At 66.9% G+C, this 21,587-nt stretch carries 23 protein-coding genes and 1 other RNA gene; 12 read left to right on the forward strand and 12 right to left on the reverse strand.

Features of this window, described 5'->3' with window-relative positions; genetic code table 11:
- Positions 1 to 3: 3 nt before the first annotated feature.
- Together AX708_RS02305 and AX708_RS02310 are read right to left on the reverse strand one after the other, a co-directional pair.
- Positions 4 to 741: a glycosyltransferase gene (locus AX708_RS02305; protein ID WP_067489447.1), complete on the reverse strand. Its 738-nt coding sequence runs from the start codon at positions 739 to 741 to the stop codon at positions 4 to 6.
- A 121-nt stretch (positions 742 to 862) separates the two neighbouring features.
- Entirely contained in the window at positions 863 to 1,300 is a 438-nt protein-coding gene (locus tag AX708_RS02310; protein WP_066528952.1) for a VOC family protein, read from the reverse strand.
- 91 nt (positions 1,301 to 1,391) lie between these two features.
- Here AX708_RS02310 and AX708_RS02315 point away from each other — a divergent pair, with 91 nt between their 5' ends.
- From AX708_RS02315 to AX708_RS02325, 3 genes are all read left to right on the forward strand, one after another.
- Positions 1,392 to 2,132: an SIMPL domain-containing protein gene (locus tag AX708_RS02315; RefSeq protein WP_066528993.1), complete on the forward strand. Its 741-nt coding sequence runs from the start codon at positions 1,392 to 1,394 to the stop codon at positions 2,130 to 2,132.
- Between the two features lie 223 nt (positions 2,133 to 2,355).
- The gene (locus AX708_RS02320; protein WP_197426036.1) at positions 2,356 to 3,114 is read left to right on the forward strand and encodes a metallophosphoesterase family protein; all 759 of its coding nucleotides are present in this window, start codon (positions 2,356 to 2,358) and stop codon (positions 3,112 to 3,114) included.
- Positions 3,115 to 3,193: 79 nt separating this feature from the next.
- Positions 3,194 to 4,504, forward strand: coding sequence for a UDP-glucose/GDP-mannose dehydrogenase family protein (locus AX708_RS02325; RefSeq protein ID WP_066528956.1), 1,311 nt, complete (start codon positions 3,194 to 3,196; stop codon positions 4,502 to 4,504).
- Between the two features lie 90 nt (positions 4,505 to 4,594).
- Here AX708_RS02325 and AX708_RS02330 read toward each other — a convergent pair whose 3' ends face one another.
- The 5 genes from AX708_RS02330 to AX708_RS02350 form a co-directional block, all read right to left on the reverse strand.
- Complete coding sequence (locus AX708_RS02330) at positions 4,595 to 6,166, reverse strand: hypothetical protein (RefSeq protein ID WP_066528964.1); 1,572 nt, start codon at positions 6,164 to 6,166, stop codon at positions 4,595 to 4,597.
- An 89-nt stretch (positions 6,167 to 6,255) separates the two neighbouring features.
- An RNA gene (gene rnpB, locus AX708_RS02335) (RNase P RNA component class A) lies at positions 6,256 to 6,666 on the reverse strand.
- A gap of 42 nt (positions 6,667 to 6,708) precedes the next feature.
- The gene (locus tag AX708_RS02340) at positions 6,709 to 7,347 is read right to left on the reverse strand and encodes an N-acetylmuramoyl-L-alanine amidase (protein WP_082745541.1); all 639 of its coding nucleotides are present in this window, start codon (positions 7,345 to 7,347) and stop codon (positions 6,709 to 6,711) included.
- Positions 7,348 to 7,438: 91 nt separating this feature from the next.
- Positions 7,439 to 8,092, reverse strand: a complete 654-nt coding sequence (locus tag AX708_RS02345; protein WP_066528966.1) for a histidine phosphotransferase family protein — start codon at positions 8,090 to 8,092, stop codon at positions 7,439 to 7,441.
- A gap of 10 nt (positions 8,093 to 8,102) precedes the next feature.
- Entirely contained in the window at positions 8,103 to 8,489 is a 387-nt protein-coding gene (locus AX708_RS02350; protein WP_197426037.1) for a M67 family metallopeptidase, read from the reverse strand.
- A gap of 28 nt (positions 8,490 to 8,517) precedes the next feature.
- Here AX708_RS02350 and AX708_RS02355 point away from each other — a divergent pair, with 28 nt between their 5' ends.
- A complete protein-coding gene (locus AX708_RS02355; RefSeq protein WP_066528970.1) occupies positions 8,518 to 9,471 on the forward strand; it encodes an RluA family pseudouridine synthase in 954 nt (317 codons plus the stop codon).
- A gap of 138 nt (positions 9,472 to 9,609) precedes the next feature.
- Positions 9,610 to 10,491 (forward strand): RNA polymerase sigma factor RpoH, encoded by an 882-nt coding sequence (gene rpoH, locus AX708_RS02360; RefSeq protein ID WP_066528971.1) that lies wholly within the window; start codon positions 9,610 to 9,612, stop codon positions 10,489 to 10,491.
- Positions 10,492 to 10,557: 66 nt separating this feature from the next.
- On the opposite strand, the gene AX708_RS02365 is transcribed toward rpoH, so the two are convergent.
- Positions 10,558 to 11,106, reverse strand: a complete 549-nt coding sequence (locus AX708_RS02365; protein ID WP_156443375.1) for a hypothetical protein — start codon at positions 11,104 to 11,106, stop codon at positions 10,558 to 10,560.
- A 4-nt stretch (positions 11,107 to 11,110) separates the two neighbouring features.
- Complete coding sequence (locus tag AX708_RS02370) at positions 11,111 to 12,439, reverse strand: amidohydrolase (RefSeq protein ID WP_066528974.1); 1,329 nt, start codon at positions 12,437 to 12,439, stop codon at positions 11,111 to 11,113.
- A gap of 104 nt (positions 12,440 to 12,543) precedes the next feature.
- On the opposite strand from AX708_RS02370, the gene mtgA reads away from it, so the two are divergent.
- The 6 genes from mtgA to AX708_RS02400 all read left to right on the forward strand — a co-directional run bounded on the left by mtgA (position 12,544) and on the right by AX708_RS02400 (position 17,148).
- The gene (mtgA, locus tag AX708_RS02375) at positions 12,544 to 13,215 is read left to right on the forward strand and encodes a monofunctional biosynthetic peptidoglycan transglycosylase (RefSeq protein WP_066528978.1); all 672 of its coding nucleotides are present in this window, start codon (positions 12,544 to 12,546) and stop codon (positions 13,213 to 13,215) included.
- Positions 13,216 to 13,295: 80 nt separating this feature from the next.
- Positions 13,296 to 14,249 (forward strand): cation diffusion facilitator family transporter, encoded by a 954-nt coding sequence (locus tag AX708_RS02380; protein WP_067489450.1) that lies wholly within the window; start codon positions 13,296 to 13,298, stop codon positions 14,247 to 14,249.
- A complete protein-coding gene (locus AX708_RS02385) occupies positions 14,249 to 14,836 on the forward strand; it encodes a sigma-70 family RNA polymerase sigma factor (protein WP_066528981.1) in 588 nt (195 codons plus the stop codon). Before AX708_RS02380 ends, AX708_RS02385 begins: the two co-directional genes overlap by 1 nt.
- Positions 14,833 to 15,612, forward strand: a complete 780-nt coding sequence (locus AX708_RS02390; RefSeq protein ID WP_066528983.1) for an anti-sigma factor domain-containing protein — start codon at positions 14,833 to 14,835, stop codon at positions 15,610 to 15,612. Before AX708_RS02385 ends, AX708_RS02390 begins: the two co-directional genes overlap by 4 nt.
- Before the next feature lie 144 nt (positions 15,613 to 15,756).
- The gene (locus tag AX708_RS02395; protein WP_318254640.1) at positions 15,757 to 16,344 is read left to right on the forward strand and encodes a fasciclin domain-containing protein; all 588 of its coding nucleotides are present in this window, start codon (positions 15,757 to 15,759) and stop codon (positions 16,342 to 16,344) included.
- Between the two features lie 246 nt (positions 16,345 to 16,590).
- Positions 16,591 to 17,148, forward strand: coding sequence for a fasciclin domain-containing protein (locus tag AX708_RS02400; protein WP_066528985.1), 558 nt, complete (start codon positions 16,591 to 16,593; stop codon positions 17,146 to 17,148).
- Between the two features lie 134 nt (positions 17,149 to 17,282).
- Here AX708_RS02400 and AX708_RS02405 read toward each other — a convergent pair whose 3' ends face one another.
- From AX708_RS02405 to clpP, 3 genes are all read right to left on the reverse strand, one after another.
- Complete coding sequence (locus AX708_RS02405) at positions 17,283 to 17,690, reverse strand: hypothetical protein (RefSeq protein WP_066528986.1); 408 nt, start codon at positions 17,688 to 17,690, stop codon at positions 17,283 to 17,285.
- Entirely contained in the window at positions 17,690 to 18,958 is a 1,269-nt protein-coding gene (gene clpX / locus AX708_RS02410; protein WP_066528987.1) for an ATP-dependent Clp protease ATP-binding subunit ClpX, read from the reverse strand. Before clpX ends, AX708_RS02405 begins: the two co-directional genes overlap by 1 nt.
- Positions 18,959 to 19,155: 197 nt before the next feature.
- On the reverse strand, positions 19,156 to 19,860 hold the full coding sequence (gene clpP / locus AX708_RS02415; protein ID WP_066528988.1) for an ATP-dependent Clp endopeptidase proteolytic subunit ClpP: 705 nt from the start codon (positions 19,858 to 19,860) through the stop codon (positions 19,156 to 19,158).
- Between the two features lie 165 nt (positions 19,861 to 20,025).
- Here clpP and AX708_RS02420 point away from each other — a divergent pair, with 165 nt between their 5' ends.
- Positions 20,026 to 21,528: an amidase gene (locus AX708_RS02420; RefSeq protein ID WP_066529000.1), complete on the forward strand. Its 1,503-nt coding sequence runs from the start codon at positions 20,026 to 20,028 to the stop codon at positions 21,526 to 21,528.
- Positions 21,529 to 21,587 lie beyond the last annotated feature (59 nt).

Here is a 21,587-nt window from a genome sequence, read left to right on the forward strand (position 1 = left end):
GCATTACTGCGAGGAATTCGCCGAGGCCCCCGGCAGCCCCGCCCCCAGCGCATCGCGCACCACCATCGCCTTGCCGTGGGCCTCGGCGAATTCCTCGCAGTAATGCGCGCCGATATGCCGCGCGAGCCAGGGCCGGTGGCGCGGCACCAGCGGCTCGACCGGCAGCTGCACGAAATCCGCGCCGCCGGCGATGGTCTCGTCCAGCAGGCCGAGCGCGCCGGGATCGACCATGTCCTCGGCATCGTGGAACACCAGCATGGCAAAGCGCTGCCGGCTGCGCTCCTCGTCGAGGGTAAGTGCGGCATGGAGGCGGTTGAGGCAATCGGCCTTGGTGGTCGGCCCCTCGCGCCCGTGGATCACCAGCCTGAGGCGCGGATCGCCGCGCGCGGCCGCGATCACGGCGCCGATGGTGTCGGGATCGTTGCAGTAGCAGCCGACGTAGAGGCGCAGGCTTGCCTGGGGCCAGGTGCCGAGCAGGTGCCTGATGGTCTGGCCGATCACCGCCGCCTCGCGCCAGGCGGGGATCAGCACGGCGACGGGCCCGGCGAGGTTGCGGCGGACGAGGCTCGCCCGGTTGCACCGCCCCGTGACCGCCCGGCCGCGCGCCCTCAGCCACAGCCACGCGGCATCGATCGCCAGATCGTCAAGCGCGCCGACGAGGAAGAATACCCCGGCGAACAGCAGCAATTCATGCTGCAGCAGGGCGAGCCCCTGCCACAGACCAGGCTCGGCAATGGACAAGGCGACCCCCTTCCCCAATCAAGGTGTTAACTTACCTTGACAGGGGGTCTATTGCAACAGCGCCAAGCAATTTTGATGGTTTAAATCGATGTAATTTCGTAACTTGTATAAAGTCGCCAAGTTACCACGTGCCGGTATTGGGCATGCTTGCCCAAGGCTCGGCCGGTTCGAGATGGCCTTCCTGAAGCAGCTCGATCGAGATGCCGTCGGGCGATTTGACGAAGGCCATGTGCCCGTCGCGCGGGGGGCGGTGGATGGTATGACCGGCGTCCAGCAGACGCTGGCAGGTCTCGTAGACATTGGCGACACGGTAGGCGAGGTGCCCGAAATTTCGCCCGCCGGTATATTCTTCCGCGGGGCTGCCGTCCTCGGGCGGCCAGTTGTAGGTCAGCTCGACCTCGGCCACCCCGGCCTGGCCGGGCGCGGCGAGGAAGATCAGCGTGAAACGCCCGGCCTCGCTGTCGAAGCGGCGCACCTCCTCGAGGCCGATCAGCTTGAAGAAGGCGACCGTCGCCTCGGGGTCGGCGACACGGATCATCGAGTGAAGATATTTCACCATGGCTCATTCCATTCAAAAACGGTTCATCGACGATGATGCACAACTCGTCGCACCAACTCTTGTGGGGGACAATGCGATGAGCGGCGAAGACATGCAACCGGCGAATACGACGACCAGTGCCCTGACAGCGCCTGCCAGCCTGCGCTGGTTCGGCACGGCGGCGATCCTCGCGGTCGGCATGATCGCGGGCGGATACCTGCTCGGCGACGGGCTGCTGCGCGCCAAGGATGCCGAGCGCGCGGTCACCGTCCGGGGCCTTGCCGAGCGCGATGTCACCGCCGATCTCGCCACCTGGACGATTTCCTACTCGGCGTCCTCGACCAGCCTTGCCGAGGCGCAAGCCAAGGTGCGCGGCGACACGCAGAGCATCGAGGCCTTCTTCAAGGAGCTCGGCTTTCCCGCCGAGGCGCTGCAACCGACCGGCGCGAACGTCAACAGCTCGACCGACCTCAGCGGCAACACCACCTACACCGTGCGCCAGCGGCTTGCGCTGCGCACTACCGACATCACGCGCGCGCAGAAGGCCGTCGCGCGCCAGTTCGATCTGGTCGGGCGCGGGGTGTTTCTCGAGGAAGGCTCGGGGATGGCCTACACCTTCACCAAGCTCAACGCCATCAAGCCCGAGATGGTGGCCGCCGCCACCAAGGACGCGCGCGCCGCCGCGCAGCAATTCGCCAAGGATTCCAATTCGGGCGTGGGCAAGATCCGCGATGCGACCCAGGGCTATTTCGAGATCGAGGCACGCGACGGCGATGCCGGCGGTTGGGGATCGGCCGACAGCCCGTACAAGAAGGTTCGGGTGGTCACGACAGTGAGCTTCACGCTCGATTAGCGACCGGCGGGATACCGCTTGCCGACAAATTCGCACCTTCTGTCGCGCCCCGCAGAGGGTTGGTTGCGCCTTTGCGTTGCGCAAGTTATCGCGACCCCCAATCAGCGAGGCACGGCACGCAATGCCCGACCTCGCGGCGTTGGCCGGGTCGCACCAGCCGGAACACAAACGGGCCATGCTAGACCTTCTGCGCGATTTCTTCACACCCCAGCCCCCGCCCCGAATGCCGACGGTACCCGATGGCCGGCGCTACTACGCGATCGGTGACATCCACGGCAGGCTCGATCTCTACGAGGCCATGATTGCGGCGATCGAGGACGAGATCGCGCGCGCGCCCGGCTTCGACTGTCGCATCGTGCTCCTTGGCGACCTGGTCGACCGCGGCCCGGATAGCGCGGGCGTGGTCGAACGCACGCGCCGCTGGCAGCAGACCCGCAAGGTCCGGGTGCTGGCAGGCAATCACGAGGAAATGTTCCTCGCCGCGTTCCAGAAGCCGGAGGCGCTGCGCCATTTCATCAAGCATGGTGGGTTCGAGACCCTGCTGAGCTACGGATTCACCACCCGTCAGCTCGCCGAACTGCCGCTCGAGGATCTGTTCGAGGCGCTTCCGCAGATCGTCGGCCAGTCGACCCGCGACTACATCGCCGGCTTCGAGACGATGATCCGCGCGGGCGACTATGTCTTCGTCCATGCCGGCGTCGATCCCTCTCGCCCGCTGGCCGAGCAGACCCGCAGCGATCTGCTCTGGATCCGCGAGCGTTTCCTGCGCCATGAAGGCCCGCTTGAGAAGGTCGTGGTCCACGGGCACACGATCTTCGACCGGGTGATGGATTGCGGAAACCGCATCGGAATAGACACTGGCGCTTTCCGTTCCGGTGTGCTTACAGCGCTCGTGCTCGAGGGCGACCAGCGGCGCATCCTGCAGGCCCGGATCGCGGATGACGGGACAGCGCAGGTGTTCCATGGGGACCGTGCGCAGTAAGCCCTGTCGCAGGGTCCGGGCTGCCGGGGCGGCAAACGGCGCGCCAGTCGGCGCAGATTCTCGTGAGGGCAGCTAGTTCATGAAGATTGCGATGGTGGGATCGGGCTATGTCGGGCTCGTTTCGGGGGCGTGCTTTGCCGATTTCGGCCACGATGTGGTTTGCATCGACAAGGACCAGGGCAAGATCGACCGCCTGCACGCCGGGATCATGCCGATCTACGAGCCCGGCCTCGATGCGCTGGTCGAAAGCAACGTCAAGGCCGGCCGCCTCAGCTTCACCACGTCGCTGGGCGAAGGCATTTCCGGCGCCGATGCGATCTTCATCGCGGTCGGCACCCCGAGCCGCCGCGGCGATGGCCATGCCGACCTCACCTTCGTCTACGAGGTCGCGCGCGAGATCGGCGAGAAGCTCGCCAATGACGCGGTGGTCGTCACCAAGTCCACCGTGCCGGTGGGCACCGGCGACGAGGTCGAGCGGATCATCCGCGAGACCGGGACTGCACACAAGTTCGCGGTCGTCTCCAACCCCGAATTCCTGCGCGAAGGCGCGGCGATCGGCGATTTCAAGCGCCCTGACCGCATCGTCATCGGCGCCGAGGACGAATTCGGCCGCGAGGTGATGCGCGAGGTCTATCGCCCGCTGTTCCTCAATGAATCGCCGATCCTGTTCACCAGCCGCCGCACCAGCGAGCTCATCAAATACGCCGCCAACGCCTTCCTCGCGACCAAGATCACCTTCATCAACGAGATGGCGGACCTGTGCGAGAAGGTCGGCGCCAACGTGCAGGACGTCAGCCGCGGGATCGGGATGGACGGCCGCATCGGCGCCAAGTTCCTGCACGCCGGGCCCGGCTATGGCGGCAGCTGCTTCCCCAAGGACACGCTCGCGCTGCTCAAGACCGCCGAGGATTACGACAGCCCCACGCGGATCGTCGAGGCGGTGGTCAAGGTCAACGACAGCCGCAAGCGCGCGATGGGCCGCAAGGTGGTCGATGCGCTCGGCGGCATGGAGGCGGCGCGCGGGAAGAAGGCGGCGCTGCTCGGCCTGACCTTCAAGCCCAATACCGACGACATGCGCGACAGCCCGGCGATCGCCGTCGCGCAGACGTTGATGGACGCGGGCGTGGCCGTCGCGGCCTACGACCCCGAAGGCATGGAGCAGGCCCGCCCGCTGCTCCCCGATGTCACCATGTGCGAGAGCGCCTATGCCGCCATCGAAGGCGCCGACGTGGTGGTGATCGTCACCGAATGGGACGCCTTCCGCGCGCTCGACCTGAAGCGGGTGAAGGAACTCGCCAACGCCCCGGTGATGGTCGACCTCAGGAACGTCTACAAGCCCGAGGACATGCGCGCGGCGGGGTTTGCCTACACGAGCGTGGGCAGAGCGTAAAAGCCACTTCCCCCTGGGGAAGGGGTTGGGGGTTATGCAGTCGATAGGGCATAGCCCCCACCCCCGCCCCCTCCCCAAGGAGAGGGAAGTTCAACGCAGGGGCCTTGTCCTCGGTCGCGGCTCCAGATCGATCCCGTCCTCGAAATAGGCCCGCACACCGCAGGTGATGAAGTCCCCCGCTTCTTCGGGCGTGTTGCCGGAATTGCCGCTGTAGCGCAGCACGATCCGCCGGCCCTCGATGCGGAACAGCGGGACGGTGACGCCCGCGTCGTTCTTCGCGCTCCACCAGCCGGTCCTGGGGTCGAAGCGGGTGACGGGCGCGCCCAGCTCGCAGGTATGGGCATTGGCACGCACCGCGGAGCCCTCGGCAGCGATGCTGCCGTCGGGGTTTCCGGTGAGCGTGATCTCCTGCCCGCTCGCCTCGCGCAGCACCGGCAGGATGCGCTCGTAAAGCGCGCCCCGCCGCATCGCATCGGGGAGTGGGAGGGCGTCGCCCTCATAGATCACCTTCTCGCCCGGCTTCAGCGCGATGCCAGGGCCCAGCTGCCCGCGCAGCACCGCGATGCGCGCCTGATAGAGGTCGGCGAGGCAGGTGCGGTCGCCGCCGCACTTGTCACGCGAGGCAAGCCAGCGGCGCTGGGCAGCAAGGTCGCCCTTCCCCGCCGCGCGCGCCGCCGCCCAGGCCTCGGCCAAATCGCGGTCGAGGCTGCGCAATGCGCTCTCGTATTCGCCGCAGAGGGTCTTTTCGATCGGCGTGGTGGCCTTGGTGCAATCGAAGCTCGGACGGTCTTCGGCCTCCGCCAGCGAGCGGGTGGCTGAGATCAGGACGCGCGCTTCCTCCGGCGTCAGAATGGCGATGGTCGGCGCATGGGGAGGGAATTCGTCGGCGATATAGGCGTATGGCGAGGTGACGGTCTCCGCCAGCCGCACCGGGCCCTCGATCCGCGCGGCGGCCAGCGCGGCGAGCGAATCCGGGGCGACAATCGTCCCGTCGATCCGCGCGCCCGCAGCCCCGTCACCCCCCACCCCGATGCTGCTGAGATCGGCGCGGGTCAGGTCGGCGCCGGCGAAGTCCGGCCCGAAATTGATGCACCACACATCGACGGTGACCCCGCAGGCGAAGCTTGCGCCCGTCAGGTTGGCGGCGCGGAAGCTGACCTCGCCGAAATCCGCGCCCTGCCAAGCCGGAACGAAGCGCAGCCCCGCAAGATCCGCGCCGGTAAAGTCGGAGCCGGCCAGATCGACGCCATAAGTCGACAGCCCCGGCCAGCGCGCGCGGGCGGCCTTGGCGGCGGTGAAGGCGATGCGCACCATCCGCAGATTCGGAATGGCGGTGCCTTCCCAGTTGGTGCCTTCGAGCTCGGTCTCGACGAGGCAGGCGCCTGCGAGCAACGGCGCGACCTTGCGCATGTCGGCGCCGTTGAAGCTGCCGCCGCGCACCACCGCACGCTTGCCCGCAGGGACGGTGCGCAGGGCGTCGGCGAGGTCCGAGGGGTTGTACATCTCGCGCGCGTCGATGATCGCCCAACCGGCGCGGGCGGCGGCGGCATCCTCGCCGGGCATGGCGCACAGGTCGGTCACGGGCGGGTCTTCGGCCAGTTCTCGGGGCGGAACCTCGGGTTCCTGCGCGGCCAAGGCAAGTGCAGCGGCGAGCGTGAACATTGGCGGCAAGTCCTCCCGATCAGGAGATTACGCAAAGGCACGGCGCGCACCAACCCCCGTTTGGCGGGGCGAGCGCACTACGAACCTCATATCAGGGGGCCATCATAAGCCGGGTTCTGTCTCCCCGGACGGTATCCTTGCGGACCAGCGCCGGGGTGGCAGCCATTCATCTGGGCCGTCGGTTGCCCGGCGGCTCTAGCAGCCAACCCGGGTCTCTCGGCGCGAAACACGCCTGCCCTCCTTGCGGAAAGGCGCGAGACCCCTATTCGGCCTTGCTCCGGGTGGGGTTTGCCATGCGGTTGCCGTTGCCGGCCCCCCGGTGCGCTCTTGCCGCACCCTTTCACCCTTGCCTGTGCTTCCGAAGAAGCCATCGGCGGTTTGCTCTCTGTGGCACTTTCCCTTGCCCTGCCCGAAGGCAGGACCGGCGGGCGTTACCCGCCACCCTTGTTTCGTGGAGCCCGGACTTTCCTCGCACGTAGCGCGGCTGCCTCAGGCCCCCTGACCGGGCGGCCTATAGGCGCGCGGTCACAGGATTGCAAAATTTAGCGCGTCCGCCCCTGATCGCGGTCGAGCAGCAATTGCCACAGGATCGCGGCGATCTCGCCATCGGGAATGCCTGTGATGCGTTCGGGCCGCCAGCGGCGCTCGAAGGCCTCGACCGCCTTGGCCTGATCGGTGATGTCGTAGCCGAACCGTTCGAGCGCGAGGAAGAAGCTGCCCCAGTTGTGGAAGGGGTTGCCAGCCGTGAGGCACTCAGGCCGCGGCAGGCACAGCTTGTGCTGCGCCAGCCGGTCCCACGGGAAGAGCTCGCCCGGATCGACCTTGCGCATCGGGGCGACATCGGAGTGGCCGACGACATTGGCGCGCGGGATGTCGTATTGCTTCACGAGTCGGCCGAGCAGCGGGATCAGCGCGTCGATCTGCGCCTCGGCAAACCCGCGGTAGCCCAATGCGTGGCCGGGATGGTCGAGCTCGATCCCGATGCTCGCCGAGTTCACGTCGGGAATGCCGCGCCAGTAGCTCGCGCCCGCGTGCCATGCGCGGCGGTCTTCCGGCACGAGGCGGATCACCTCGCCACCTTCCGTGATGCAGTAATGCGCGCTGACGCTGGCCTCGGGATCGCACATCCGCGCGAGTGCCGCCTCGACCGGCTTCATCTCGGTGTAGTGGATGACCACCATGCTGATCGGCAGCGACCGCTCGCCATGGTTGGGCGAGAGCACCTCGCGGTGGACCAGCTCGTCTTCAGTGCCCCCCGACACGTCCGCTGTCCTAGCCGATCATGCCTTCAGGCTCGGGCAGCACCGCGCCGAGCACCAGCGCGCCATCGCCGAGCTTGTACTGGAGGCCGCCCTCCATCTCCTCGGCGAGCACCGCGATCATGTGCGCGGCGGCGGTGCGGGAGGTGATTTCGTTGGGGGCCAGCTCCCCCTGAAGCGCGCGGCCGATGGTCTCGTCGAAAGCGATGCGCTCGGCGCGCGCGCGGGCGACGATCTCGACCGCGCCGTCGCGCCGCTCGGCCCCGATGTCGAGCGTGCCGCCGCGCACCAGTGCATCCAGCGCAATCTGCGCGAGGTTCAAGAGCACCTTGACCGCGGGCTTGGGCAGGCTCGGCTCGGCAATCGCCCAGTTGACCTCGACCTTCTTGGCATCGCCCGCCAGCGCGTCGATCACGGCCTTGGCCTCGTCGACCGGGATCGCCTCGCCGAAGCCCCCGGCGGCGCCGAAAGCGAGGCGGAAGAACTTCAGCTTGTCGGTGCTGATCTTGGCCGACTGCTCGAGCAGGTCGACCACCTGCGCGCGCATCTGCGGGTCCTTCTCCTCGGCGAGCAGCTCCAGCCCGTTGGCGAGCGCGCCGACCGGCGAGAGCATGTCGTGGCACAGGCGCGAGCACAGCATCGCGGCGAGATCGGTCTGGGAAATCATGGGCGCTTTCCTAGCTGCCGATCATGGTAAAGGGAAGTGCGACAAACCCTAGTTTGCCGTCCTGCCAGAACCTTGTGTCGTCCCTTGCAAGGATCGCCCAGACCTTGCCATCTCCGCTGGCGCAGGCGCGGTCGGTGGCGGAGGGCTCGGCGGGCCCGTGCGGGTGCGAGTGGTAGTAGCCGATCAACTGCGGCCCGCCCCCGTCCCGCGCGGCGCGGTGGGCATCGATCAGCGCCTGCGGGTCGATTTCGAAATGGGTTTGCGGCGAGGGGTGGATGTTGGCGGCAGGGCGGGCTTGCGTGATGCGCTGGCCCTCCCCCAGCAGGATTCCGCAAGCCTCGCACGGGTGCGCCGCGGCGGCATGGGCGCGCATCTGGCTGAGGGCTTCGCTTGTCACTTCAATCCGCATCGCGCATGGCCTTAGCATGTCCGAGACCGAAATCATCACCGGCACGATCCCCGCCGCCGCGCGCCTCGACAAGGCGCTGGCCGAGGCGACCGGGCTCAGCCGCGCGCGGGTGCAGGGGTTGATCGAGGAGGGCCGCGTCGATGTTGGCGGCAAGACGGCGACCTCCGCCTCGATGAAGGTCGCCGCCGATACCCCGTTCCGCATCATCCTTGCCGCCGCCATGCCCGCTGCCGCGCTCCCCGAGGATATCCCGCTCACCATCGCCTTCGAGGACCAGCATCTCGTCGTGGTCGACAAGCCTGCAGGGATGGTCGTCCACCCGGCGGTGGGCAATATCACCGGCACGCTGGTCAACGCGCTGCTGCACCATTGCCGCGGCCAGCTCAGCGGCATCAACGGGGTCGCGCGGCCCGGGATCGTCCACCGGATCGACAAGGATACTTCCGGGCTGCTGGTGATCGCCAAGTCCGATGCCGCGCATGAAGGGCTGGCCGCGCAGTTCGCCGCGCACTCTGTCCACCGCCGCTACATCGCGGTGTGCGCCGGGCACCCCTCCCCTACCGAGGGCACGGTCGACGCGCGCATCGGCCGGTCGGACGCGGACCGAAAGAAAATGACGGTGCTCCCCAACAATTCCTCGCGCGGGAAAACGGCGATCACCCATTACAAGGTCGTCCAGCGGCTCGATCACGCCGCACAGATCGAATGCCGGCTCGAAACCGGGCGCACGCACCAGGTGCGCGTTCACTGTGCGTCAATCGGCCATCCGCTACTGGGAGACCCTGCCTATGGCCGCACACCCAAACAGCTTCGCCCCGTTCTCGAGCGACTCGGTTTCGCCCGTCAGGCGCTGCATGCGGCAGAACTGGGCTTCCAGCACCCGCTCACCGGCGAAATGGTCCTATTCCGGAGCAATCTGCCGCAAGACATGGCGGAACTGATCGACGAACTAAGCCGTTGTGATCGATGAAACGCGCATACATCTGACCGAAATTCGCGTATGAACGTAACCCGTGGCCCAGCGCGACGGATGCCCATCAGGGGTCCCCGCCAAGCGGTCGACACCAGAAAGGTTAGGTAACCAGTGACCAAGTCAAAAGCCGCGTCGATGCCGGCGCTGAGCGGTGAGCAGAGCCTCAACCGCTATCTCGCCGAAATCCGCAAGTTTCCGGTCCTCACGGCCGAGCAGGAATACATGCTCGCCAAGCGCTATCAGGAGCACGAGGACCCCGAAGCCGCCGCCCAGCTCGTCTCCAGCCACCTGCGGCTCGTCGCGAAGATCGCGATGGGTTACCGCGGCTATGGCCTGCCCGTCGCCGACCTGATCTCGGAAGGCAATGTCGGCCTGATGCAGGGCGTCAAGAAGTTCGAACCCGATCGCGGCTTCCGCCTCGCGACTTACGCGATGTGGTGGATCAAGGCCTCGATCCAGGAATATATCCTGCGTTCGTGGAGCCTCGTGAAGATGGGCACCACCGCGGCGCAGAAGAAGCTGTTCTTCAACCTGCGCCGGATGAAGAAGAACCTCGACGCCTACGAGGACAGCGACCTGCGCCCCGACGATCTCACCAAGATCGCGACCGACCTCGGCGTGCCCGAGGCCGAAGTGGTCAACATGAACCGCCGGATGATGATGGGCGGGGATGCCTCGCTCAACGTCTCCCTGCGCGGGGCCGAGGAAGGCTCGGGCGAATGGCAGGACTGGCTGGCGGATGATCGCCCGCTGCAGGACGAAACCGTCGCCGAGAGCCAGGAAGCGCAGATGCGCATGGAGATGCTGTCCGAAGCGATGGGCAGCCTGAACGAGCGCGAGCGCCACATCCTCACCGAACGCCGCCTGACCGAGAAGCCCCAGACGCTCGAAGAGCTGTCGCAGGCCTACGACGTCAGCCGCGAACGCATCCGCCAGATCGAGGTGCGCGCCTTCGAGAAGCTCCAAAAGGCGATGCAGCGGATCGCGGGCGAGCGGCTGCTGCCCGGGATGGCGTAAAGTCTAAACCATCAACACTGAAAGGCCCCCACGCCACTGCGGTGCGGGGGCCTTTTTAGTGGGACTTCAGCGACAATCCGGTTCGAAGTCATAGCTGAGAAAGTAGGTGTCCTCCCAAATCACTCGCTTGTCCTGCCTCACTGTTGCGCGCACACCTTCGTAAGTGAAGCACACGCCATAGGTGTACCCACCCTCCGGAGGCGTCAGGACAGCGACCGCATATTCGAACGGGCGCGCGCGACTCAGCCGGTAGAACCGATGCGCGTCGCTGCGGTTCATGATGGCGTTCTCGGTTTGGAGTGGTCTGCATAGGCGCGCCGATTCGGGCGCATCAGGCTCGATTGGCGCGATCACGTAGGTTTCAATCGCCTCCGCGCCCGCCTTCGCTGGCGCAATCCAGACCCTGCGCGGCAACGTATCGAGCGGCGCCTTGAGGACGAGACACTCCCCCTCCACCCATCCGAACTGCGGCGCTCCGACTTCGGCAAGCGCCGCTTCGGACATGGTGGAGGACGCAAGCAGGAATGTGACGGCAGCAACCCGGGCCGGGCACTGCCACTTCGACATCTTCGTCGGGGGCATGGCATGCGCCCCTTCTTTCTCTACAGTGCCCATATGACTACTTCTTCCCCGCCAGATCCATCACCGCCGCGACCATCGCCCGTGCGCCGACCGTGATGCTCTCCCTCGGCGCGATCTGGAACAGCGGGGAATGGTGCCCGGCAATCGGCGGTCCGCCCGCCTTGGCTGCCGCGATCCGCTCGGGCGTGGTGCCGCCGACCGCGAAGTAGTAGCCCGGCACACCCAGCCCCGGCGCGACGAAATAGGTGAAGTCCTCCGCACCCATGTTCTGCTGTTCGTAGGGCACCACCGCGCTCTCGCCCAGCGCGCGCTTCATGGTCGCGTTGAGGCGGCGGGCGAGCGCGGGGTCGTTGATCGTGGTGGGCGTGCCGGAGAAATGCTTGACCGTCACCGGCATGCTGTCGGGCAGCCCGTGCGCCTTGCCGATATTGACCGCGATCCGCTCTACCAGCGCGATCACCTTGGCCCGCGTCTCCTCGTCATTGGCGCGCACGGTGAGCTTGAGGTTCGCCTCGTCCGGGATGATGTTGTAGGTCGTGCCGGCGTGGATCGAGCCGACCGTCACCACCACCGGCTTCAAGGGCGAAATCTCCCGCGAATCGATGGATTGCAGCGCGGTCACGATCTGCGAGGCAATGTAGACCGGGTCCTTGCCGAGATGCGGCGAAGCACCGTGGGTGCCGATACCGGGCACCCGCACGTCGAGCGTGTCCGAGCTCGAATACTGGATGCCCTCGGCGGCCGAGACCGTGCCGGTCGGCAATTCGGCGGCGACATGGAAGGCGAGCGCATAGTCGGGCTTGCCAAAGCGCTGGTAGAGCCCGTCCTCCATCATCGCCTTGGCCCCGCGCACGCCTTCCTCGGCGGGCTGGACGACGAACATCAGCGTGCCGCTCCACTGCCCCTTGGTGGCCGCCAGCCTGCGCGCCGTGGCGATCATCGCGGTGATGTGGGTATCGTGCCCGCAGGCGTGCATGGTGGGATATTCCTTCCCGTCCTCGCCCACCTGCTTCGCTTTCGAGGCATAGGCGAGGCCGGTCTTCTCCTCGACCGGCAGCCCGTCCATGTCGGCGCGGATCAGGATCGTCGGCCCCTTGCCGTTCCTGAGGATGCCCACCACCCCGGTGCCGCCCACGCCGGTCGTGACCTCAAGGCCCGCCGCCTTCAGCTCGGCCGCCATCCTGGCCGCGGTGCGGTTTTCGCGGAAGCCCAGTTCGGGGTTCTGGTGGAAGTCGAGGAACAGCGGGGCGAGGTAGCTGTCATATTCGGCCTCGATCGCCTGCTTGGTGGCGACATCCTCGGCCCATGCGGGCGAGGCGGCGGCGGCCAGCGCGAGCGCGTTCGCGGCGAGGTGGAACAGGCGCATGGTGCATTCTCCCCAGTGATTTGACCGCAAACTTGCCTGCCGTAGCCCGCGCAGGCAAGCGGCCATGCTTCCCTCGTCCCCCGCGCTGCGCTAGAGCCAAGGCCATGGTCTCCCTCATCCTTCGCTACACCGCCAAGGCCATCGCCGCCTTCATCGTGCTGACGCTGGTGCTGGTGGTGGCCTTCAAGTGGCTCCCCGTGCCCGTCACCGCGACCATGATCATGGATGGCAACGGCATCACCAAGGACTGGGAGAGCCTCGACAATATCGACCGCAATCTGGTGAGCGCGGTGATCGCCTCGGAGGACCAGCGCTTCTGCCAGCATTCGGGCTTCGACACCGAGGCGATCGAGCAGGCGATGCGCGAGAACATGGAGGGCGGGAAGATCCGCGGCGGCTCTTCGATCAGCCAGCAGACCGCCAAGAACGTCTTCCTGTGGCAGGGCGGCGGCTATTTCCGAAAGGCGCTGGAGGCGTGGTTCACCTTCTGGATCGAGCTTGTCTGGGGCAAGCGGCGGATCATGGAGGTCTACCTCAACGTCGCCGAGACCGGGATCGGCACCTATGGCGCCGAGGCCGGATCGCAGCGCTATTTCGGCCACTCCGCCGCGCGCCTCAGCCGCGACGAGGCGAGCCGCATGGCCGCAGCCCTCCCCAGCCCCAAGAAGCGCGCGGTCAAGGGGCCCGGCGGGTGGCTCGCGCGTCATGGCAACCGGATCGAGCGGCGGATCGGGATCGTCCGGCGCGACGGGCTCGATGCCTGCGTCTACAACTAGGCGACGGTTTGTCCTGTAATTAGAAGGCGATCATCGTCGCGCGTGACGCGGGCCATGCTTGCGGCTACAAGCACCTGACGATGGCTCACACGCACGCCCATAACCACCATGATCATGCCCACGGGCACGCGCATGGCCATGGTCATGGCGGCCATTCCCATGCCCCTGCCGACTTCGGCCGCGCCTTCCTGATCGGAATCGTGCTCAACACCGGCTTCGTGCTGCTCGAGGCCTCGGCCGGGCTGATCTACGGCTCGATGGCGCTGATCGCGGATGCGGGCCACAATCTGTCCGATGTGCTCGCCCTCGCGCTCGCGTGGATTGCAAGCATCGCCGCCAGGCAGCCCGCCTCGGGGCGCTTCACCTATGGATACAAGAGCTCGACCATCCTCGCCGCCCTCGCCAATGCGCTGCTGCTGGCGGTGGCGATCGGGGCGATCCTGTTCGAGACGCTGCACCGGATCATGAACCCCGTCGAGCCGCAGGGCCTCGCCATGGCGGCGGTGGCGGGCGTCGGCATCGCGATCAACGCCTTCACGGCCTTCCTGTTCATGAAGGGACAGGGCGATCTCAACATCCGTGGCGCCTATCTCCACATGGCGGCCGATGCGCTGGTGTCGCTCGGTGTGGTGGTGGCGGGGCTGGCGATTGTCCTCACCGGCTGGGCGTGGCTCGATCCGGCGGTGAGCATCGTGATCCTCGGCGTCATCGCCTGGGGCACCTGGGGCCTTGCGCGCGATTCCGTGGCGATGGGCCTGCTCGCCGCGCCTGCGGGGATCGAACTTGGCGCGGTCAGGCAGCATCTTGCCGGGTTCGAGGGCGTGGCCGCGGTCCACGATCTCCACGTCTGGCCCATGTCGACCACCGAGATCGCGCTGACCGCGCATCTCGTCATGCCCGCCCGCCCCGCGACCGACAGTTTCCTGGGCGCGGTCGCCGCCAGCCTCGAGACGCGCTTCGGCGTTACCCACGCGACGATCCAGATCGAGACCGGCGATGACCCTTGCGCGCACCCCTGCGGAGCCGATTGCTGATGGCCGCGCGCCCCCGCCATTCCTCGGACGAAGCGCGCGAGGCGCTGCGCGATGCGATGGCGCGGCTCGCTGCCGGGGATCAGTCCGCGCTCGAGGAAATCTATCGTGCCACCCGGGTGAAGCTCTTCGGCATTTGCTTGCGTATCTTGGCAGATCGAAAGGAAGCCGAGGACGCCTTGCAGGACGTCTATGTCAATCTCTGGCAGCGGGCCGACCGCTATGACCCGTCCCGCGCGAGCCCCATCGCGTGGCTGGCGGCGTTCGCGCGCAACCGCGCGATCGACCGGCTGCGCACGGGCAAGGTGCGCGGCGGGGCGGTTCCGGTCGAAGAAGCCGCGCCGCTCCCCGATGAAAACCCGCTGGCCGACGCGCTTCTGATCGATGCCGAGCAGACCGCGCAGATCCACAAGTGCCTGGGCGCACTGGACGCGCGCACGCAGGGCCATATCCGCGCGGCCTTCTTCGAAGGCAAGACCTATGCCCAGCTCGCCGAGGGGGCCGATGTGCCGCTCGGCACGATGAAGAGCTGGATCCGCCGCGGCCTCCAGCGCCTGCGCGCCTGTCTCGAAGCGAGCGAGGCGGCATGAGCGGCGTGGACGAGAACACTCCCGAAGTGACCCGCGACGATCCGATGATCGCCGCCGAGTGGGCATTGGGCCTGCTTGAGGGCGAGGAGCTGCTCGCCGCGCGCGGCAAATATGCGACCGATCCGGCCTTCGCCTGGCGCAAGGAATGGTGGGACGGCTGGTTCGCCCCGCTGTCCGACGCCATGCCGGGGGCAGAGCCGGGCGAGCATGTGTGGGACGGCATCGCCGCACGCGTGGCGGCCGCGCAGGCGGCGGCGGGTGCCCCGGCGGGCGAGGTTGCGGCAGGTTCGAATGTCGTGGCGCTCGAGGCCCGCGTGCGGCTGTGGCAGCGGGTCGCCGGCTTCTCCTCGATCGCCGCTGCAGCGCTGCTGGCATGGGTCGCGCTCACGCCGTCGCAAAGCCCTGTCGCGCCGCAGCCTCCGCAGATTGCGGCCGCGGCCCCGCTGGTCGCCACCGTTCCCATCGGCGAGACCGGCCTCCGGCTCGATGTCACCTACATCCCCGAGAGCGAACGCATGGTCGTCGCCGCGATCGGCCTTACCCCTGACGGCGTCCACGACCACGAGCTGTGGCTGGTGCCCGCCGATGGCACGGCGCTGCAATCGCTTGGCGTGGTCAAGCCCGGTGCGGTGCGCAGCATGACGCTGCCGGCCGCGGCGGTCGCCAAGCTGGGTGACGGGGCGAGCCTCGTGCTCACCCGCGAGCCGATCGGCGGTAAGCCCGAGGGCAAGGACGCCGGGCCGGTGGTCGCCAAGGGCGCTTTCAGCCGGGTCTGACAGCCGCATCGCTTCGGCGCGCGCAAACGGCAATTCATCCGCAATATCACCAAGGCGCTCCATCCGCCGCGCCCTGTCCTCCGTAGCTGACCGTGCAAGCGCCCCCTGCTTGCCAACGTGACACCTATCGACGGAGAACCCCACGTGACCCCCAAGAACACTCTGATCGCGCTCGCCGCCGCGCTGGCTGCGACTGCCGGTTTCACCGCCGCCCCGGCGCTGGCCGATCACCACAAGGAGACGAAGGCGGACGTGCCCACCGTCGGCGGCGCGCCGATGTATCCGACCAAGACCATCGTCGAGAATGCCGTCAATTCGGCCGATCACACCACGCTGGTCGCCGCGGTCAAGGCCGCGGGCCTTGTCGAAGCGCTCTCGGGCCCCGGCCCCTTCACTGTCTTCGCCCCGACCAACGCCGCCTTCGGCAAGCTGCCCGCCGGCACGGTCGAGACGCTGGTCAAGCCCGAGAACAAGGCGACCCTCACCGCGATCCTCACCTACCACGTCGTCCCGGGCAAGGTTGCTGCGGGCGAGCTCATCGAACTGATCAAGAAGGGTGGCGGCAAGGCCGAACTCAAGACCCTGGGTGGCGGCATCCTGACCGCGCGGGTGGTCGGCGGCAAGGTCGTGCTGACCGACGCAAAGGGCGGCACCGCGACCGTCACTCAGGCCGACGTGTTCCAGTCCAACGGCGTGATCCACGTGACCGACAGCGTCTCGCTGCCGGGCTGATCCGCCGCAAGCTTACGGCGCGGGCCTGCGCTCCCCATTCCCCCACCCCGCGCGGGCCAGCGCTTCTCCGACCCCGTCCGGCCTTCCTCCAGGGCCGGGCGGGGTTTTCTTTTGCCTCCATTATGAAATCGCAGGCCTCGAACAAAATATTTTCACAGACGTCATCCGCCCCTGAACACTCCGCGTAACTAAAAATGCAAGCGGGAGGGCTTGCTACTGTGTTCAACCAAATAAGGAGATGATCTTATGAAGTCGAAATTTGCCACTCTCGCCCTCGTCGCTGCTGCCATTGGCACCACCACCGGGTTTGCGTCCCTCCCTGTTCTTGCCCACCCCCAGCGCGCCGCCGCGTCTGCCGCGCCGAATATCGTCGAGGTCGCGATGAGCACCGGGGTCCACAACACGCTGGTCGCCGCCGTGAAGGCTGCCGGGCTGGTCGACACGCTCTCGAGCCCCGGCCCCTTCACCGTCTTCGCGCCGACCGACACCGCCTTTGCGAAGCTCCCCGATGGCACCGTCGCCAATCTCGTCAAGCCTGCCAACAAGGGCACGCTGACCGAAATTCTCACCTACCACGCAGTCGCCGGAAAGGTGACGAGCCGCGATCTCGTCGCGCTCATCAAGCAGGGCCACGGCGAAGCGGTGATCGAGACCCTCGCGGGCGGTGAGCTGACCGCGCGGCTGGCGGGCGACAAGATCGTCATCACCGACGAAAAGGGCCGCGCCACCGCCGTGACCCAGGCCGACGTCAAGACGTCGAACGGCGTGGTCCACGTGACCGACGGGGTGTTCCTGCCCGCCTGATTGCCCTGACAGGCAGGCGCTGCCTTCCGCCTTCCCCATCCCCAACCTTGGGGGGCAGCCCTGCTTGCGCCCCCCGTCCGGCCTTCCTCTTGGGCCGGGCGGGGTTTTCTATGTATTCTTTGGCGGAGGTTCAGTCAGCGAGACCTGCTGGTTGACTCGCCCATTGCGGCAGCCTTCGCGGCTATTGCGCGATTGCGAGCCTGCTCAATGTCTTCGCTGCTCCATGCGCTGAGCTCGTCGAAGGCTGCCTTTGATCCAATCTTGTCGCCATTGCCCTCGCCTCTCAGGTGATGCTTGCCCAGCAAATCCTGAATGAACGAGAAGACGAAGGGTGAGGCGGGGTTTCCCTCGGCCGAGATGATGACAATGCTCGCTCCGTCGTCGCAGGCGAACACGAGCCACTCATTCCCAGCGATGATCCGCTTGTCGGGGCCAACGTCGCAGCTGAGCGGCGTCGGCTTGTCAGGCCAACGTCTGACCGTATCGGCGGAAGCCTGAACCGTAATGCACGCAGCCGCCAAGGCGAGCGCGCCGCGGAGCATCAGGCCGCTTCTTCCTTCTTCGCCGCCTCGCCGCCGTGCACCCGGATCGGGTCCTTCTTGCCGGCGACCACGTCGGCGTCGATCACGATTTCGGTCACGCCTTCCATGTCGGGCAGATCGAACATCGTGTCGAGCAGCAGGCCCTCGACGATCGAGCGAAGCCCGCGCGCGCCGGTCTTGCGCTTGATCGCGCGCTCGGCGATCGCCTGGAGGGCGTCGTCGGTGAAGGTCAGTTCGACATCCTCGAGCTCGAACAGCTTCTTGTACTGCTTGACCAGCGCGTTCTTGGGCTCCTGCAGGATGGTGACCAGCGCCGGCACGTCGAGATCGTGCAGCGTGGCGATCACCGGCAGGCGGCCGACGAATTCGGGGATCAGGCCGAACTTGAGGAGATCCTCGGGCTCGGACTTCTCGAGCAGTTCGCCCACGCGGCGCTTGTCCGGATCGGCGACATGCGCGCCGAAGCCGATCGAACGCTTCTGGAGGCGGTCGGCGATGATCTTGTCTAGGCCCGCGAAAGCCCCGCCGCAGATGAACAGGATGTTGGTCGTGTCGACCTGCAGGAATTCCTGCTGCGGATGCTTGCGCCCGCCCTGCGGCGGAACGCTGGCGGTGGTGCCTTCCATCAGCTTCAGGAGCGCCTGCTGCACGCCCTCGCCCGAAACGTCGCGGGTGATCGAGGGGTTTTCGGCCTTGCGGGTGATCTTGTCGATCTCGTCGATGTAGACGATCCCGTGCTGGGCCTTCTCGACATTGTAGTCGGACGCCTGGAGCAGCTTCAGGATGATGTTCTCGACATCCTCGCCCACGTAGCCCGCCTCGGTCAGCGTGGTGGCATCGGCCATGGTGAAGGGCACGTCGAAGGTGCGCGCCAGCGTCTGGGCGAGCAGGGTCTTGCCCGAGCCGGTCGGGCCGACCAGCAGGATGTTCGACTTGGCGAGCTCGACATCGCCGGCCTTGCCCGAGTGCTTCAGCCGCTTGTAGTGGTTGTGCACCGCGACCGAGAGCACGCGCTTCGCCCGGTCCTGACCGATCACGTAATCGTTGAGGGTGGTGAAGATGTCCATCGGCGTGGGGATCTCGCCGTCCTTCTTGCCGGCGATGCCTGCCTTGGTTTCCTCGCGGATGATGTCGTTGCACAGCTCGACGCATTCATCGCAGATGAACACCGTGGGGCCGGCGATAAGCTTGCGCACCTCGTGCTGCGACTTCCCGCAGAAGCTGCAGTAGAGGGTGCTCTTGCTGTCGGATCCGCTCAATTTTGTCATTCCTGTGTCCTCGAATCCGCGTTCGCGCGTGCCGGAACACCCCGGGCGGATTCGTCAAGTGTATCGCCCACGCTCCATGAATCAACACATGGTGCGCGATTTCGTGGTGTTACCATATGGGCTGCACTCCAACCGACGCGGAAAAGCCACGCCTGATGGCAGCCTGTCCCGGAGCGGAGCAGGTCGGGAGCGGCGCCTTATTCAGGCGCGCCGCCCGAACCGTCCTCCAAGCCGGTTTCCTCGGTATCTGGCCGGGTCTCGAACACCTTGTCGACAAGGCCGAAGGCGCGTGCTTCTTCGGCTTCGAGGAAGGTGTCGCGGTCCATCGCCTTTTCGATTTCCTCGAGGCTGCGCCCGGTGAACTTGACGTAGAGATCGTTCATGCGGCTGCGGATGCGCAGGATCTCGCGCGCCTGGATCTCGATGTCCGACGCCATCCCGCGCGCACCGCCCGAAGGCTGGTGGATCATGATCCGCGCATTGGGGAGCGCGATGCGCATGCCCGGCTCGCCCGCGGCGAGGAGGAAGCTGCCCATGCTCGCGGCCTGCCCGATGCACACGGTCGACACGCGCGGCTTGATGTATTGCATGGTGTCGAAGATCGCGAGGCCCGCGGTCACCACGCCGCCCGGCGAGTTGATGTACATGCTGATCGGCTTGGAGGGGTTCTCGCTTTCGAGGAACAGGAGCTGGGCGACGATCAGCGAGGCCATGCCGTCTTCCACCTGGCCGGTGACGAAGACGATGCGTTCGCGCAGCAGGCGGCTGAAAATGTCGAAGCTGCGCTCGCCCCGGCTGGTCTGCTCGACCACCACGGGCACCAGCGCGCCGGTCAGGGGATCGCGGGTGAATTGCCCCTGCGTGCCGTAGGTTTCGCCTGCGTTGCCGAACAGATCGATCATGTGGTGCCTTTGCCCTTGCTGCTTCACGAATTGGCTATGTCGGAGTGTCAGGGGCAATTTCAAGGGCGTTTACCTTGTTCGTGTGAATTGCCGGAAGATGGCGCTGCACAGGCTGGGGCGATTTGCCTCTTGAGCGGCGCGACATTCGTGGCAAACCTGCAGGCCATGACCTATCGCACATTCGGCCGATCGGCCCTCACCCTGCTCCTTGCCACCACCGCTTCTGCCGCGCTTGCCAACGAGCCGCGGACGGCCGCCTTTGACGCCGAGCGGCAGATCGAGGCCATCCGCACCCTCGATGACGCGGGCCCGCAGCTGAATGCGGTTATCGTTTATGATGCCGATGCGGCGACCAAGGCCGGGGCGGAGGCTGTCCTCGGCACGCAGCTTCAGGGCCGCACCGTGCTGGTGAAGGACAATGTCGAGACCGCCGAGTGGCCGACCACCGCAGGCAGCCTCGCGCTCGCCGACAACGCCACGGGCCGCGATGCGCCGATGATCGCACTGCTGCGCAAGAACGGCGGCGTGGTGCTGGGCAAGACCAACCTCAGCGAATGGGCCAACATCCGTTCGAACAATTCGACCAGCGGGTGGAGCGGGGTCGGCGGGCTGACCAGGAACCCCTACGCCATCGACCGCAATTCCTGCGGCTCCTCCAGCGGCAGCGGCGCGGCGATTGCGGCGGGCTTTGCCTGGGCCGCGATCGGGACCGAGACCAACGGCTCGATCACCTGCCCGGCGAGCATCAACGGCCTCGTCGGCTTCAAGCCCTCGGTCGGGATCGTCAGCCGCACCCATGTGGTGCCGATCTCTTCCACGCAGGACACCGCCGGGCCGATGACGAAAACGGTGTATGATGCCGCGCTGCTGCTCACCGCCATCGCGGGGCCGGATCAGGCCGACCCGGTGACGCTGGAGGCGAAGCGCGTGACCGACTACACCGCCGGGCTCGACACCGCCTCGCTCAAGGGCGTGCGCATCGGCGTGCTGCGCGGTGCGGTGGGCGATCGCCCCGACGTGAAAGCACTGTTCGAGACCGCGCTCGCCGACCTCACCCGTGCGGGCGCGGTGCTGGTCGATGTTGAATACGAAGCGCCCGGCGCGCTGTGGGAAGCCTCGCTCCCGGTGCTCATGTTCGAGCTGCGCGTCGAGATGGACAAGTATCTGAGCACCCGCCCCGGCACTGCAGGCCCGCGCAGCCTCGCCGATGTGGTCGCCTTCAACAAGGAGCACGCCGCCGAGGAGATGCGCTGGTTCAACCAGGACCTGTTCGAGCAGGCACTGACCACCACCGATGCCGAGGCCTATGCGAAGAACCTCGCGACGCTGCGCCGCCTGACCAGGGCCGAGGGGATCGACAAGCTGCTGGCCGACAACAAGGTGACCTTCCTCGTCGCGCCCACTCAGGGGCCCGCATGGAGCACCGACCTCGTCAACGGCGACAATTTCAACGGGCGGATCGGCGCTGGCTACCTCGCCGCGATCGCGGGCTATCCGCATATCACCGTGCCGATGGGCGGGGTCGAAGGCCTGCCGATCGGCTTCAGCATCATGGGCGCCCAGTGGCAGGACCACGATGTGCTGAAGGCTGGCGCGGTCTACGAGAAGGTGCGGAGCGCATCGCTGCCCGTGCCGACTTTCGAGCGGTGGAAACCGGCAGGGGAGTAGGCGGGCGCGTAGCCTGATACTCCCCTGCCGGTTTCCACCGCTCGAAAGTCGGCACGGGC

The organism is Erythrobacter sp. CCH5-A1 (assembly GCF_001557115.1).
GTDB lineage: Bacteria > Pseudomonadota > Alphaproteobacteria > Sphingomonadales > Sphingomonadaceae > Erythrobacter.

Coding starts and splice junctions, on each gene's coding strand:
- AX708_RS02310 (WP_066528952.1), bottom strand. CDS start 1,300: ATGGTGAAATATCTTCACTCGATGATCCGTGTCGCCGACCCCGAGGCG.
- AX708_RS02315 (WP_066528993.1), top strand. CDS start 1,392: ATGCAACCGGCGAATACGACGACCAGTGCCCTGACAGCGCCTGCCAGC.
- AX708_RS02320 (WP_197426036.1), top strand. CDS start 2,356: ATGCCGACGGTACCCGATGGCCGGCGCTACTACGCGATCGGTGACATC.
- AX708_RS02325 (WP_066528956.1), top strand. CDS start 3,194: ATGAAGATTGCGATGGTGGGATCGGGCTATGTCGGGCTCGTTTCGGGG.
- AX708_RS02330 (WP_066528964.1), bottom strand. CDS start 6,166: ATGTTCACGCTCGCCGCTGCACTTGCCTTGGCCGCGCAGGAACCCGAG.
- AX708_RS02340 (WP_082745541.1), bottom strand. CDS start 7,347: ATGGTGGTCATCCACTACACCGAGATGAAGCCGGTCGAGGCGGCACTC.
- AX708_RS02345 (WP_066528966.1), bottom strand. CDS start 8,092: ATGATTTCCCAGACCGATCTCGCCGCGATGCTGTGCTCGCGCCTGTGC.
- AX708_RS02355 (WP_066528970.1), top strand. CDS start 8,518: ATGTCCGAGACCGAAATCATCACCGGCACGATCCCCGCCGCCGCGCGC.
- rpoH (WP_066528971.1), top strand. CDS start 9,610: ATGCCGGCGCTGAGCGGTGAGCAGAGCCTCAACCGCTATCTCGCCGAA.
- AX708_RS02365 (WP_156443375.1), bottom strand. CDS start 11,106: ATGGGCACTGTAGAGAAAGAAGGGGCGCATGCCATGCCCCCGACGAAG.
- AX708_RS02370 (WP_066528974.1), bottom strand. CDS start 12,439: ATGCGCCTGTTCCACCTCGCCGCGAACGCGCTCGCGCTGGCCGCCGCC.
- mtgA (WP_066528978.1), top strand. CDS start 12,544: ATGGTCTCCCTCATCCTTCGCTACACCGCCAAGGCCATCGCCGCCTTC.
- AX708_RS02380 (WP_067489450.1), top strand. CDS start 13,296: ATGGCTCACACGCACGCCCATAACCACCATGATCATGCCCACGGGCAC.
- AX708_RS02385 (WP_066528981.1), top strand. CDS start 14,249: ATGGCCGCGCGCCCCCGCCATTCCTCGGACGAAGCGCGCGAGGCGCTG.
- AX708_RS02390 (WP_066528983.1), top strand. CDS start 14,833: ATGAGCGGCGTGGACGAGAACACTCCCGAAGTGACCCGCGACGATCCG.
- AX708_RS02400 (WP_066528985.1), top strand. CDS start 16,591: ATGAAGTCGAAATTTGCCACTCTCGCCCTCGTCGCTGCTGCCATTGGC.
- AX708_RS02405 (WP_066528986.1), bottom strand. CDS start 17,690: ATGCTCCGCGGCGCGCTCGCCTTGGCGGCTGCGTGCATTACGGTTCAG.
- clpX (WP_066528987.1), bottom strand. CDS start 18,958: ATGACAAAATTGAGCGGATCCGACAGCAAGAGCACCCTCTACTGCAGC.
- clpP (WP_066528988.1), bottom strand. CDS start 19,860: ATGATCGATCTGTTCGGCAACGCAGGCGAAACCTACGGCACGCAGGGG.
- AX708_RS02420 (WP_066529000.1), top strand. CDS start 20,026: ATGACCTATCGCACATTCGGCCGATCGGCCCTCACCCTGCTCCTTGCC.